This is a genomic window from Lentzea alba, assembly GCF_047445655.1.
Lineage (GTDB): Bacteria > Actinomycetota > Actinomycetes > Mycobacteriales > Pseudonocardiaceae > Lentzea > Lentzea alba_A.
In genome coordinates this window covers 1-13,083 of sequence record NZ_JAJAEG010000053.1, presented here as the reverse complement: position 1 = coordinate 13,083, position 13,083 = coordinate 1, and the positions used below count along the sequence as shown (strand labels likewise).

The following is a 13,083-nucleotide window of genomic DNA, read 5'->3' as shown; positions in this document are numbered from 1 at the left end:
CCACGGACGACCAGCCCACGGACGACCAGCCCACGGACGACCAGCCCACGGACGACCAGCCCACGGACGACCAGCCGACCGACGACCAGCCGACCGACGTCGATCCGGGGAAGCAGTCGGAGAAGCCTCAGCGGTTGGCACCGGGGGCGTTGCGCGGCATGGTCGAGGACTACCTGGAGGACAACGCGGGTGAGTTCAGTCCGAACGCGATCGGCAAGGCGTTGAACCGATCCTCTGGTGCGGTACACAACGCGCTGGAGAAGTTGGTCGAGAGCGGCTACGCCGTTCGAACCAGTGACAAGCCGAAGAAGTACTCATGTGCCGCGACGACTGCCACGACTACGGAGTAGCCGTCCCCGTTGCCGGACGGTCATGTCGTCACGTGCCTCCAACGGTTCATCGTTGGGGGCACGACGGCGTCCGGGGCTTCACGTTCCTGTGTAAGGGTTTCCGGGGTTGTACGTCGCCTACGGTGTGCAGGACCTACCGCCGGGCGGACCCTATCTGGGTCCTGTCGTGGCTGTCGTGGCTGTCGTGGCTGTCGTGATGATGTAGATCGTTGGCCTGCTTGGCAGTCGATGACGCCGAAGTAGCCGATGCCCTGTCGCATGGAGTGATCGTTCGGCGGCTATCAGGCAACAGGTGCGCCCTACTACTGCCGAGAACTTCGCCCGGTTCGTGCCGCAGCGAGTATGGAGCCCCTCGAGGGGCACCACGCGGATGTTCAACCTGAGCACGCGTTTCGGTAGCCTTTCAAGGGAACTGGACCTCGGCCGGCGAGCCTGGCCCCTATTCCTCCGGTGCTCCTTGGGGCCGAGGGCCTTCAACAAGGGGCGGCCAGGACGGCTACCGACTCGTGATTGTGGCGGGGTCGATGTGGCGCGGCAGCGTTGGTCTGTGTTGGCTGTGAAGGCCGACCAGCGACCCGTAGGGGTCGCTGGTGGGTGGGGCGTGCGGTAGCCGCCCCGTTGGGCTTGGCGGGTGGTTCGGATCGGCTAGGAAGGGGCGTCCCACTGTTGGGTGGTGGGGTTCCACGTCGCCTCGGTGAGAAGCCGGTTGAGGTCGGGTAGGCCGGGGCCGATCATCCAGCCGAGGCGTTCGCAGTCGGTGTCGCCGGGCCAGCGGCCGGACCAGGTGTCCTTGCCGCAGTTGTGTTTGCCCTTGCAGCTCAGGCGTTGAAGGCCGGTGTACAGGCACCTGGCCACGTCGCAGCCCTCGACGTGTGGCTGGCCGATGGCGACTTCGCAATCCGGGCAGTGTGGCCGGGGTGCCGAGAGGTCTAGGAGGTCGGGCATGTGCTGTCGTGCCTTTCGGTCTGGTCCTCGTTGGGTCCGGGCTGGGTGTGCTCGGTCGCAGCGGGTCGTTGTGGCGGATGGTCAACTCGCGGCATCGCGTAGCTCCAGATGCGTCCGGTGATCACCCGCGCGCGACCTCGGTCGAAGAGGTAGATCCAGTCGGTGCTGCGGCTGTCCGGCCAGGGTCACGGCCAGCCGTCGCGGGCATGGTGGCTTTGTCCGAGGCCCTGTTCGGTGAACACGTCGAGCAGGGCGAGTACGGCGTCGGCGAACGTCATCGGGTCCGTGGCATCCAGCATGAGTCGGCCGGAGTCGAGGCCCCGCAAGATTTCGGGGTCGGCGTTGCCGTGGAGGGCTCCGAGCCAGCGGGCACGGCGTCCGGTTTCGTCGTAGAAGTCGGCGGTCGTGGGGATCATCGGCAGGGTTCGCGTTCGGCGTCGGCGGGGTGTGCGAAGTAGCAGTCCTCGTCGCACTCCTGCGCGCCCCGGCTGGTGATGAAGGGGCAGTCCTCGCGGTGCGGGTGTGGTGGTAACGGTGCGGGCTGGTGCCGGTGGTCTCGTCCCGTTCGGTCATCGAGGTGGTCATCTCGGAGTCCTTTTCGCGTGGTCGGTTCAGCGACGGGCGAGTTCGGTGCGCAGGTCGGCCAGCAGGCGGTCGTCGTGAGCGCGTCGCCACAGGTGCCAGCCGTTGGCGGTGAAGTCGCAGAGTTGGGTGGCGAGCGTGTTGACGGTCGATACGGCGAACTCGTCCGGTCCGTGGTGGAGAACCCCACCTGCCCGGACAGTGGCGGTGCGCCCGTCGAGTACGACCTGCTCGCCCTCGGCGAGCAGTCCGGCCTCGAGCAGCTCGGCGAGGCCGTCGGGTGCGCGGCGAGGCGCCGAGACCGCGGTCTCGCCGGCGAGACCGAGTCCGCGCGAGAGCCAGTCGGGCATGGCGGCGGCGATCGGCCCAGTCAGCGTCGCCCACTGCGCGTCCTGAGACGCGGCGTCGGCGAGGTAGCGCATGTGCACGAGCACCGTCATGGCGACCTCGTGCGGCCAGCGCGCGTCCACCGCCTCCCAGGTGCCCACGGTGCGCCACTCGCCCTGCATCGCGGCGAGGACCTCGACATCGGTCAGGGCAGGGTCGGTGGTCGAGGTGTACAGGCGCACCACGACGTCCCCGGCGTGCAGGGTGGCGGGCGGCGGCTCGGGTAGCCACACCCCGGCGAGCAGCGCAGCGGTGTCGGTGTGCGCGGGGTCGGGAGCGGGAGCGTCCCCGGTGAAGCGGACTGGGGCTGCGGCGTCGGTGGTCCGCACGGCGACCACCACGAGCCCCCACGCCCCGGCGGGCGGGCGCATCGGCACGGCGGGCGGAACGGTGGGGGCGAGCAACACGGTCTCGGGTGGCAGAGTGCCGGGACTTGTTGGCGTCGTCGCGCCGTGGTGCGTGGTCACAACTGTCCTCCAGGGCGGCAGGTTGCGGGTGAGTGGTGTCCGCGAGACATGGCCTGGTCGTTCGAGGTCACTGGGGTGGCCGAGTCGCGTCCCGAAGGCGCTGGTCGATCTCGTGCTTGGGCGCGGTCAGGATGGTGGTCAGCACGATGACGGCGGAGCCTTCGTCCAGCGGGCGGATGGGAGTGCCGTCGACGGCGAGGTCGTGACCGTCGGCGGTGACGATCCGCCAGTCCCGCTGGCGGATGCGGTCGGCGCAGTAGTAGCTGCCGACGAGTACGCCGTCACGGGTGACGGTGCCGTACAAGATCTGTTGCGCGTCGGCGGGGTCGTAGATGATCGAGGTCACCGTGCAGCCGTTCTCGGTGAAGCTGCGCGCGACGATGTCGACCTCGGGCGGGTTGGATGCGGTCATCGGCCTTCTCCTTCGGTGTCGTGTTGGGTGTCGTGCGGGTTGGCGAGGCACTGTCCGGCGGCGGTAGGTAGTCCGGTGGCGGGGTCGCGCATGAGCGGAAGCGGGACCGAAGGCGGGTCGGCAGGTGCACGCAGCCACGCCTTGATGTCCGGGGGTCCGATGTCCTCGGTGGGTTCGCGGGGGTTGCGTGGGTCGAGTGGTTCCCAGCGCACTCCGCCGCCGACCGTGAGGAACACGCCGGGAGCGGCGGGGTCGAAGGCGACGATCCAACTGCTCACGTGGCTGGTCGCCCACGGCCACGGCCACCCGGTGCGGCGGGGGTAGGCCGTGCCGAGTTCCTCGGTCTCCCACACGATGAACAGGTCGGCGACGGCCGCGCGGTAGGTGGGCTCGTCGGTCGCGGTCAGCGCGAGGCGTCCGGGCGGGACGCGCAGGAGGTTCTCCGGTTCGCACTCCCATTGCAGTGAGCCGAGCCACTCGGCGTCATGGCCGCGTCCGAGGTAGAAGTCGGTCTTGGTCGACATGACCTCAGCTTCACCGGCCTTTGGCCGGCGCCTCGCGCCGCGGCCTCGCCCGGCCGAGGGCAGCTCCGCGAGCACGGTGGGAGGTGGTGGTCATGCCGACCACCCCAGCGCGCTGACCGCGACCTTCGGGAGGTAACCGACCTGTTCCCCTGCGCCGAGCCACACGACATATGCGTTGGTGGGCGGGGCACCGTCGTCGGTGTCCTGCATGGTGCTCACGACACAGGTGAGGGCGTGTGCGAGCGAGTAGCCGGGTTGTGTGGCGAGCCGTAGCGGGGCGGTTGGGTCGTAGGGTTCGAGCGCCTCGCGCAATTCACCCACGGTCGTAATGGGGCAGTCGTACATGGTGAACACCTCCTGGTGGGTCCGGAGCGGTGTGCCCGCCCCGGACCGGGCTGGCGGTCAGTGCGTGGCGCGCAGGGCGGCGGTGGCGGCGTGCCCGATGGCGCGGGCGGTGGTGGCGGGGTCGCTCAGTACGTGCACGGTGGACCCGGCGAGCGGGGTGTCGTGGGTGCCAGTGGTCAGCCACAGCACGGCGCACCCGGACGCGCGCAACCGGTCGAGTTTGCGCTGCCCGTCGATGCGGGGCTGGAAGCGGTAGTCACCGTCAGACACGATGACCAACAGCCGCGCCGCGCTGGGGCGGGACAACCCGAGGGCACCGTCGAGGGCGTCCAGCGCGACCGGGATGTCCTCCCAGTTGTCGTTGGACTCGAACTCGGTGACCTCGGCGGGCAGCTTGCCGGGGCGGGTCAACGGGCGCACGTGGTGCCCGAAGATCACGCTCGCGGTCTCGGTGGGCACCCTGGTGTGGCGGGCGGCGTTGGCCAGAATCCACGCCGCCGAGGCCACGTGCGTACACGCCCACCGCATCGACCCGGACACGTCGCACGCCACCCCGACCCGCAACGGCGGGACGGTGACCGGGGTCCGGGTGGTGCGGGTGAACGGTTCGGCCGTCACCACCGCCCCGGCGGCACGTTGGGCTTCGGCGGCACGCACACCGCGCATCCGCAACCGCCCCGGCGGCACCTCCGAGGTGGACTTCACCGCGACCCGTTCCCGCACCCCGGCGGTGTCCAACGCCCGCGCCAACACCCGCGCGGCGGTGCGCTCCTCCGGGGTGGGCGGACGGGTGCCCGCCAGCCGGGTGGTCCCGGTCCGGGGACCACCAGCGGCGAACACCCGCCGCGCCGCCTTCTGCGCCTCCTTCTCTGCGGCGTCGGCTTTCGCCTTCTCGGCGGCGGCGACGGCGGCGGGGTCCTCGGGTGCTTTCTCCCGCGCCACCTTCGCCGCCACCCCGTTCAGCACGGCGGCGATCGCGTCCGCCAACGGCGACGGGTCGGCGGCGGCGTTGCCGCTACCGGTGCCGGGGGTGCCGCCGGACGGGGCGGGGGTGCCGGACGGGTCGCGTGCCGCGCCGGGGTCCGGGTCGGCGGGGGTGTTGGGGTCGGTGTCCGGGTCGGTGCCGAGGATCTCGCACCATTGCCGCCCGAGGTCGAGCATGGTCTCGCCGTCGTCGTCGGCGGTGCGCAACGCCTTGCGCCACACCGCCCGCAACTTGTCCAGCAGCTCGGCCCCGAGCACGCCCTCGATGACACGGGCGACGGGGGCGACCTCGGTGCGGGTGAGCACCCCGCCGTCCGCGCGTCCCAGCAACAGCGCGGCGGTGTGCGCGGCGTGCGCGGGTGTCATCTGTGGGGCGGTGGCGGGGTCGGTGTAGAGGTGCAGGTCGGCGGCGACGATGCCGCGCACGCACGCCCGCAACCAGTGCCGGTCGTCGGGGCGGCGGCGGACCTGTGCGGCTTCCATGCGCGGCTCTTCCAGCAGCATGGCGGCGGCGACCACGCCGAGTGGGGCGTCGTCCGGGGGTTGCCAGGCGGTGTGTTTGGCGTGCCCGCATTCGTGGGTCAGGGCACCCCACGCCGGGGCGTAGCGGGGGCGGTCGGACAGGTTCGCGGGGTCCACGGTGGCGGGGTCCACCCCGAGGTGGTCGCCGTCGACCTCGATCAGCGCGCGGGCGGGGTAGAAACACGCCGGGGCACCCCCGCCCGCGCCGGGTGCGACGGTGACCAGGAGGTCGTCGCGGTCGGCGATGATCGGGACCTCGTCGGCGAAGGCGGCGGACAGGGTCAGCCATTCCGGGCGGGCGGGGAACACGGCGGCACCGGTGGCGGTCGGGTCGGCGGTGAAGTGGGTGCTCACGGTTACGGGTCCTTTCGCGACGGTCGCGCGGTTCGCCGGGCGGGCGGGTTGCGGGGTCAGGGTTTGGTGGTGATGCGGGCACCGAGGGCGAGTGGGGTGACAGTGCGCCCAAACGCGTCGCGCACCACGGCAGCGACGGTGGCGCGGTCCTCTTCCGGCGCGATGCCCACGAGGTTCCCGGCGGCGGCGTCCACGCCCAACACGGCGGCGATCTTCTTGAACGCCAACAACTCGCGCAGTTGGGGTGCCCACCCGACCTCGCCCCGTTCCTGCCGGGTGGCGAGGTTGCGCGCCACGCGCACCGCCTTCTTGTCCACGCCCAACTGGTCGGCGAGGTCGTAGTCGCTGGACACCTGAACCTGCACGGAGAACCGGGACGCGAGGGCGTCGGTGAGCACCGCCCCGTGCACGCCGGGGTTGTGTCCAGCGACCACGTAGAACCCTGGCGCGGCGTCCACGACCTCGCCGCCGTTGGCCTTGATCACGATCTGGCGGCGTCCGTCCATCGCGGGGTAGACCACGGCGAGCACGGTCGGCGGGATCAGCGTCGCGTCGTCGATGAACAGCGGCACCCCGTCACGCATCGCGCGGACCAGTGGACCGTGGACGAACACGAACTCGCCGTCCGGGGTCTTGGTGTAGTCGCCCACGAAGTCGGCGACCACAGTGTCCCCGTCGCCCTGAACCGTGATGCAGTCCAGGAACGCCGCCTCCACCACCGACGTCTTGCCCGTGCCGGGCGGTCCGTACATCAGGGCGGCGACCCCGGCGTCACGCAACCGCCGCAGCGCGGTCACGTCCGGCATCCCGGACAACAACCGGGGGTGGTAGTCCATCCCGTTGGGGCGTTTCACCGGACCGGTGACCACGCCCGCCGACCCGGCGGCGGACCCGCCCACACCCGCCGGGGCGGGCGCGGTGGTCGGTGCGTTGGTGGTCGGTTTCGGGGTCTTCGGGCGGGGCGGGCGCGGTGGGGCGGGCGTGATCGTGGGCGCGGCGGCGGACGCCGTGGTCGCGGTCGCCCGGTAGGCCAGCGGGGACGTGGAAGCGACCTCAGCCTCCCCCCGGTCCGCGAGCACCTTGCACGCGTTGCCGACCGCCCCGGATGACCGGTTCAAGGTGTGCGCGATGTTGCGCGGCGTGAGTTCCGTGCCCGCGTTGTCCGTGAGAACTTTGGCGACCATCGCGCGCAGTTCACCGTTGCCGAGCCGTTTCGGCGCGCCCGCCGGGGCGGTCGGCGTGGTGGTCGGTGCCGGGGCGGGCGGTGCGGCGGGCGGGGTGGGCGTGGTCATCGCGGGGCGTTCCTTTCGGGTGTGCGGGGGCGGCGGATCAGGCGGCGAGCGCGGACTCAGCGGCGTCGGCGGCGGTCTGGTGCCGTTCGGCGTCGGTGTCCGCCGCTTCCGGGGTGGCGTGGTCCGCCGACCATCCGCAGTAGCAAAACGCGGTGGCGGTTCCGTCGTCATTCGTCACGGTGTCGGCGTAACACATAATTGGCTCCCCGTTTTCGACATGGCTCGCGCCGGGCGTGGTATTCGGTGTTGTTTCCGGTTCCCCTGGCGACAATTCAATTATGACTCTGCGCCGCGCGTCGTGCAATAGGTTTGGCAGCTCATTTTCAAGACTCTTTTCGATCGGCCGTCGCCGTCACCATTCCGGAATTGGACCAGCGCCGCGCCCGCACATTTCCGGCGGAAATGCCATCGCATTTCCGCAGGTCAAAGAGCATGGTAGGCAGCGAGAGGCGGGCGGGCAAACGAAAGCCGGCGGCGCAGGAGGAATAAAAAGAGCGGAGTTTGGAGAACGCTAGAAGGGGAGGAATTAGAACAGAAAGAACGCAGTCACGAGACAGGGGCGACGACCGGTCCGACAGGGCAGGCAGTCCGCCACCAGTCCGCCCCGATGTGTTCACCGGCTTGTGGCCAAGCGAGTCTGGGATACCGGCGGATCCCCCTACAGCCCCTCTGACCGGCGTCTTTGCTAGCCGGAGGGGGTGGCGCTCTAACAGGATCCCCAACCTGATCCCCAATGTGATCCCCCGTATGAACCCCCAACGGAAGTGACCGTACGCGCTGTCGATCCCCATATCGGCTACACAGGGTGACATCTCATCGGAGTGGGGCTGAGTAGGAATACGGTGGGCGACTTCGACCGTTTGGCGTAGCGTGGGAGGCTCGACACCCGTCGCCAGGGGAGGCGATGGGTGGCGGAGCGGTCGCGCTGAGCAGGCATGATCGCCTCGACGGCAGGCTCGGGGAAGGGCCTGCCGCAGGACGTGACGAGCGGGCGCGCAGTGGGGGCCCGGTCAGTGCACACGGGGAGGCGCGGTGACGGAGCGAGACGACAGGGTCCTTCGTGGACTGTATGACCTGAAGAACCTTTTCGGGGACAAGTGGGTACCCGCCATCCTGGTCGCACTCCGGGACGGCCCGCTGCGCCGGGTAGAGATTCTCTCCACGGTCAACTCGTATTCCATCGACGAGAACTGGACAGACAAACACGCTGTACTGCACGATAGCATTCTGGCGCGCACATTGAAAAAGATGCGCGAACAGGGTCTCATCATTCGCGAGAGTTGCGATAAGTCTTTTCCGCCGGGAGTCGCGTACTCGTTGACTGCGGCGGTCGCCGAGGTGTTGACGCTGGCAGAGCCTCTGATCGAGTGGACTCGTGCCCATCCGGAATTGCTCTCTCAGGCGCAAGCGCACAGCCGTCGCAGTGGTGGGGAGGCGGCCATTCTCGATGATGTCGTGGATCTCGACTCCCCAGCCGGTGACAGCCGGTTCCACTCCGCCGGACGTCGCCCTCGTGCCGGTGGCGGCGTCGGGTGATCCGACGCCGCGCACGAGGGCGCCTGCGGGGTTCATCCGGCTCGGCTGCGCCCACGGTCGGCTCGCCCCGGCTCGCCGGGGGCGTCGTGGCGGCGACGTAGCCGGTCGGCGAGGTCGACAGCCTGGTGCGTGGGCCGATCGTCGACCTCGGCGAGCCGTGTGGTCAGCAAGGTCAGGGTGCGCGGGATGGCGTCGAGCTGTCCGAGGCGTTCCTGCAGGCGCATGATGTCGCGGTAGATCAGCTCGTTATGCGGGTCGAACGCGCGCGCGATCTCGAGCAGGTCCAGAGTCTGCTGCGGGTCGTCCTCGACCAGAGCGCGGGCCAAGGCGGCGACGGCGTCGATCGCGTCGCGGCGGATGGCCTCGCGGGCGGTCTCGATCCAGTCGGTGCTCAGCCCGTCAGCCAAAGGGCCGGTGTAGCTGTCGACGATCCGCCGGTACGCCTCGACCCGATCGGCGTCGGTGACGGCGGAGCGGCGTGCGGCCACGGCAGCGGCGAAGTGGTGATAGTCGACCTCCACCAGTTCGGGGTCCAGCTGGTAGCGGCCCTCACCGACCACCACGAGGTCCGACAACACGTTGCCGGTTGCGGCGGCCAGGGCGCGGCGCAGACGCGAGAGCGAGGTGTTCATCGCGTTGGTAGTCCTCTCCGGCGGGCTCGTGGCCCACAGGGCAGCGATGAGCGCCTCGCGGCTGGCGCCGTCGGGGTGCAGCGCCAGGAACACCAGCAGTTCGCGCAGGCGTGGCTGGAACGCCGAGGTGATCTCGCGTTCGGCGATCTCGGCGGCCTCGCCAGCCTCGCCGTCGGGTGGTGCTGGCGCGGGACGCCACCACACCCGCGGCGGCCCGAGCACGCTGATGCGCAGCGGCGCGGACGATGCCTCGCGCGGCTCGGTGGGGCCTTGTGGTGCGTTCCCCGCCGGCCAGCCGTGCCGGTGGCTTTCATCGGCATTCTGGGCGGTTTGGTCGGCGTCGGGGTGAACGGCCTGGACGGGGCGCAGCCGAAGGCCGGGTGACGTCGCCGGGGCGGGCTCCGGCCGAAGGATCTCCAGCTCACCGTCGCTTCGCCGGCCGTCATCGCTGGGGGCTGCCAACAGCTCCAGGTCTCTGTCGGCGACCGGCGCCTGAATGGTGCTCTCGGCACGCGAGTTCTCGCTGACCGCGGGTCCGCGAGCCTCGGTGCTCGCGCCGTGGTCCACCACGGTGTCCGGGGGCCCGACGGTGAAGGGAACGGGATCTTCCACGAGGACGTGAGGACGCGGCACGACAACCGGACGCGGTTCGTCGACTGCGTTCTCGGTGAGTTCGGGCTCGGCGCCGGGGCCGGCATGACGCAGCAGGTCCAGCAGGTCGGCGAGGTGGTCGTCCCCCAGTCGGAACACGCGCGCGCCGCGCAGCGGTTCGCCGAGGCCGGGGCTGGTGGTGGAGACGGTGCCGTCGTCGCGGACGTAGGCGGTCACACCGCTGCTCCACTGGCCCAGCAGTAGCCCGGTCAGGCCGACTGTCGAGCCGTTGTCCAACACCGCCTGCAGCCTGCGGGCCTGGCGACCGGGTGCGCGGGCCGCCAGGACAACGGGCCCCCAAGGCTTGCCGGTGGGCGGGAGCTGACCGATGCGCACCAGGGTCTCGGATTCCAGTATGTCCAGCGCGGCGTCGAGATCGGCTGCCACCCGCACACCCGCTGGAAGCGGTCCTTGCGCCACGCGCTTGCCGAACAGAGCCGCGAGGTCGTCGGCCGGCACAATGACCATCGCCGACACGGTGACCGGCCTGTGCGTGGTGGTGAAGGCCGTGCTCAGGATGGCCACGAGCAGCGCACGGACCGCGGCGGGGGCGCCCGCGCCGAGCAGGCCCAGGCCGTGCGCCGCGGCCAGGTCCACCGCGATCTCGCGGCCGTCCCGGACACCGACCGGCAGGACCGGTGCTTGGTCGTCGGGGACGTCGGCGGCGCTGGCCAGGGTGCCGAGTACCAGCGGCGGTGCCGGTTCGCGTGGTGGGCGCTGGCTAGGCCAGTCGAGATCCACCTCGTCGTCGGAGATGCTGGTGTGGTCGTGGTCGTGGTCGTGGTCGGCGCGCAGGTGCGCCAGCCGCAGCTGGTAGACGACAGGGGTGACGGGCAGGTCGCTGCGGTCGCCGCTGCCTGGCTGGTACCGGCGTCGATTCCGCCGCCGGGCCGCGACCAGGGCAGCGCTGACCGCTGCGGCCAGGCCGAGGCCGACGAACAGTTCCTCGCCCCAGTCGATCCCCGGCTCGCCCACCGCGTCTGTGCTCGGCGGCGCTTGGGTCGCCGGTGGAGCCTGAGTGGTCGGTGGGGCTTCGGTGGTGGCGGGTGGTTGGGTTGTGGAGGGGGCTGGTGTCGTCGTGCTGCTGGGCGGCGGCTCGGGTGCAGGGGGCGGCGTTTCCGACGGTGGCACCGGGGCGGTGGCTGGTGGGGAGCTGACGGTGGCGTCATCGGGCAGGGCCATCTCCTCGCCAGGGAAGATCAGGCTGGGTCGAGTGAAGGTGCCGCCATTCGGTTGGGGTTTGCCTTTGTTGAGCGCGTAGATCTCCGGCCAACGGTTGCCGTCGCCGAGGGTGCGTTCGGACATCCGCCACAGCGAGTCGTACACGCCGGTGTCAGGGTTGTACGGAAGCACCACGGCGGACTTCGCGCGGCTGGGCTGCTCGATCGCTCCGGTCGCCTCGTGGTGATACGGCGTGCTGTGGGCTGCCGAACGCACCCCTGCGAACCCTGCTGGTTCGGCGGGAATGTTCCATGCGGGAGCCGTCGCCACCGCTTCAGCCGCGGCACCGCCCGCCGCGAATGGGCTCATAGCCGGCAGACCGGCGCGTTGACCGAGGATGGAGATCAGGACGGCGCCGACGAGCACCGCCGCGATCCGATGCACCGGTCCGGCCGCCGACAGGTCGGGCATCCGCGCGTCGCGGGCGACCTCGACTGCGCAGCGGGCAACGTCGAGGGTGAAGAAGGTCCACACGAGCCAGGTCGTGCAGGCGAGGAAGTCCAGCAGGAACGTGGTGGTCATCGGGCCGAGCAGGAGACCCTGGACTTCCGCCCAGGAGGGCAGGTGGTCCGGCAAGGGCCAGCCGACGAAGTGCGTCAACGCCCACGGCAACCCGGCCAGCAACGCGACCAGGACGGCAGCCGCCAGCAGTCCGCGCACCAGCCTCACGATGAATCCGAGCACCCGCCCGGCGCCCTGCCGCAATCGGCCTCGCGTACGCGGCGGCTGACGCGGCTTGCACGAGAAGCCATGCGGTGATGTGGCCATGACGTGCTCGTTTCCTCAGCAGAACGGGTCGTGTTCGCCCGCCGCCCGGTCACACGGCAGTGATGAGTCCGAGCTGTGGGCGACCCCCGCGGGCGACGCGACCGCGGACACGGTCAACTCGCCTGGGCGACGAGCGGCTCGGGCTTGTCCGTCCCGGCTGCGGTCGAGCCCTCGCGGGAGTGGGTCCTCTCGGGTGCCGATGTCCTCGGTCCGGAGATGGAGCGCGTATCACCCGGCGCGCCGGCCGCGGCTTTCCTTCGCTTGCCGCGGCTGGGCTTGTGCCCGGCGAGCCACCCGGTGAGGTCGGAAGGCTTGAGGTCGGTGAACGCCGCCAGCTCGTCGACGTCGATGACGTCCTGGGCATCGGCGACCACCTCGCCGAGCTCACGCTCCACCTCGGCGAGCTGAGCGACGATCGCAGCCCGGCGTTGAGCAAGCTCGCCGACCTGCTGCGCCGCAGCAGCCCGCCGGGCGCTGCGAGCGGTGTCGGCCTCCTCGACCCGCTGGCGGATCTCCTCGGGCGTTGCCATGCTGATTTCCCCTTCTCTGCGATGCCGTATTCACGACGGACGACGGTGTGGTCATGGGTCGATCGCGGTCACCCCACGCTGCGGGTGTGCGCTGCCCTGCCCGTGCACGTGGAGCGAACCGATGCCGACCAGCCCAAGCAGTTGAGTGGTTTGCGAGGCGGTCACGGTGACCGTGACGGTGTCGCCGGAGACGGTCACCGTGCCGGTCGCGCCCTCGGCGGCCAGGTGCGCCTGGGCGTTGGCAACCGCTTGAGCGGGCACGAGTTGCACAGTGCCGTTGCCGCGGTAGGCCGTGAGGTCGATGGCCTGAGCACCGGCGCGGGCGGCGGCCTCGGCCTGGCCGTTGGCCCGCACTTTGGCGGCCAGCGCGAGACCACCGTCGAGGGTCAGGCCGGCCAAGGCCAGGATGCCGACGGTCAGCACCAGGACGAACGCGGTCACTCGGCCCTCGTCGGCTCGCCACCACCGCAGGCGTGTGCGCCACCAGGTCGACGACCAGCTGCGCCGGGCATGGCGGCCTCGCCGGGTCATGTCTGGCTCCATAAGCTTGTTGATGTTCAGGACGGGATGTTCTGAATGCC

Annotated in this window: 13 protein-coding genes and 1 pseudogene; 2 read left to right on the top strand and 12 right to left on the bottom strand. The window is 70.6% G+C overall.

Translation table 11 applies throughout. From position 1 onward, the window contains the following. Positions 1-350, top strand: a pseudogene (locus tag LFM09_RS47055) (MarR family transcriptional regulator); the annotation flags it as partial. Between the two features lie 645 nt (positions 351-995). Here the strand turns inward: LFM09_RS47055 and LFM09_RS47050 are convergent. The 9 genes from LFM09_RS47050 to LFM09_RS47010 form a co-directional block, all read right to left on the bottom strand. Then, positions 996-1,205, bottom strand: a complete 210-nt coding sequence (locus tag LFM09_RS47050) for a hypothetical protein (RefSeq protein ID WP_414103167.1) — start codon at positions 1,203-1,205, stop codon at positions 996-998. Positions 1,206-1,480: 275 nt separating this feature from the next. Further along, positions 1,481-1,711 carry a hypothetical protein gene (locus LFM09_RS47045; RefSeq protein WP_414103166.1) on the bottom strand — a complete coding sequence of 77 codons (231 nt, stop codon included), beginning with the start codon at positions 1,709-1,711 and terminating at the stop codon, positions 1,481-1,483. A 195-nt stretch (positions 1,712-1,906) separates the two neighbouring features. Then, positions 1,907-2,731, bottom strand: coding sequence for a hypothetical protein (locus LFM09_RS47040; RefSeq protein ID WP_414103165.1), 825 nt, complete (start codon positions 2,729-2,731; stop codon positions 1,907-1,909). Positions 2,732-2,798: 67 nt separating this feature from the next. Continuing rightward, positions 2,799-3,143 (bottom strand): hypothetical protein, encoded by a 345-nt coding sequence (locus tag LFM09_RS47035; protein ID WP_414103164.1) that lies wholly within the window; start codon positions 3,141-3,143, stop codon positions 2,799-2,801. Continuing rightward, positions 3,140-3,667: a hypothetical protein gene (locus LFM09_RS47030; RefSeq protein WP_414103163.1), complete on the bottom strand. Its 528-nt coding sequence runs from the start codon at positions 3,665-3,667 to the stop codon at positions 3,140-3,142. The genes LFM09_RS47035 and LFM09_RS47030 overlap by 4 nt, the downstream gene beginning before the upstream one ends. A gap of 90 nt (positions 3,668-3,757) precedes the next feature. Continuing rightward, positions 3,758-3,988: a hypothetical protein gene (locus LFM09_RS47025; RefSeq protein WP_414103162.1), complete on the bottom strand. Its 231-nt coding sequence runs from the start codon at positions 3,986-3,988 to the stop codon at positions 3,758-3,760. Between the two features lie 81 nt (positions 3,989-4,069). Continuing rightward, the gene (locus LFM09_RS47020; RefSeq protein WP_414103161.1) at positions 4,070-5,872 is read right to left on the bottom strand and encodes a hypothetical protein; all 1,803 of its coding nucleotides are present in this window, start codon (positions 5,870-5,872) and stop codon (positions 4,070-4,072) included. A 56-nt stretch (positions 5,873-5,928) separates the two neighbouring features. Beyond that, positions 5,929-7,164, bottom strand: a complete 1,236-nt coding sequence (locus LFM09_RS47015) for an AAA family ATPase (RefSeq protein WP_414103160.1) — start codon at positions 7,162-7,164, stop codon at positions 5,929-5,931. A gap of 37 nt (positions 7,165-7,201) precedes the next feature. Continuing rightward, complete coding sequence (locus LFM09_RS47010; protein ID WP_170067831.1) at positions 7,202-7,342, bottom strand: hypothetical protein; 141 nt, start codon at positions 7,340-7,342, stop codon at positions 7,202-7,204. Positions 7,343-8,196: 854 nt separating this feature from the next. Between LFM09_RS47010 and LFM09_RS47005 the strand changes: the two genes are divergently transcribed. Next, the gene (locus tag LFM09_RS47005; RefSeq protein WP_414103159.1) at positions 8,197-8,700 is read left to right on the top strand and encodes a winged helix-turn-helix transcriptional regulator; all 504 of its coding nucleotides are present in this window, start codon (positions 8,197-8,199) and stop codon (positions 8,698-8,700) included. A 32-nt stretch (positions 8,701-8,732) separates the two neighbouring features. Here LFM09_RS47005 and LFM09_RS47000 read toward each other — a convergent pair whose 3' ends face one another. The 3 genes from LFM09_RS47000 to LFM09_RS46990 form a co-directional block, all read right to left on the bottom strand. Further along, on the bottom strand, positions 8,733-11,864 hold the full coding sequence (locus LFM09_RS47000) for a BTAD domain-containing putative transcriptional regulator (RefSeq protein ID WP_414103158.1): 3,132 nt from the start codon (positions 11,862-11,864) through the stop codon (positions 8,733-8,735). 221 nt (positions 11,865-12,085) lie between these two features. Further along, positions 12,086-12,502, bottom strand: a complete 417-nt coding sequence (locus LFM09_RS46995; protein WP_414103157.1) for a hypothetical protein — start codon at positions 12,500-12,502, stop codon at positions 12,086-12,088. Positions 12,503-12,553: 51 nt separating this feature from the next. After that, positions 12,554-12,943, bottom strand: a complete 390-nt coding sequence (locus tag LFM09_RS46990; RefSeq protein ID WP_414103197.1) for a hypothetical protein — start codon at positions 12,941-12,943, stop codon at positions 12,554-12,556. Positions 12,944-13,083: the final 140 nt, after the last annotated feature.

Coding starts and splice junctions, on each gene's coding strand:
- LFM09_RS47045 (WP_414103166.1), bottom strand. CDS start 1,711: ATGATCCCCACGACCGCCGACTTCTACGACGAAACCGGACGCCGTGCC.
- LFM09_RS47035 (WP_414103164.1), bottom strand. CDS start 3,143: ATGACCGCATCCAACCCGCCCGAGGTCGACATCGTCGCGCGCAGCTTC.
- LFM09_RS47030 (WP_414103163.1), bottom strand. CDS start 3,667: ATGTCGACCAAGACCGACTTCTACCTCGGACGCGGCCATGACGCCGAG.
- LFM09_RS47015 (WP_414103160.1), bottom strand. CDS start 7,164: ATGACCACGCCCACCCCGCCCGCCGCACCGCCCGCCCCGGCACCGACC.
- LFM09_RS46995 (WP_414103157.1), bottom strand. CDS start 12,502: ATGGCAACGCCCGAGGAGATCCGCCAGCGGGTCGAGGAGGCCGACACC.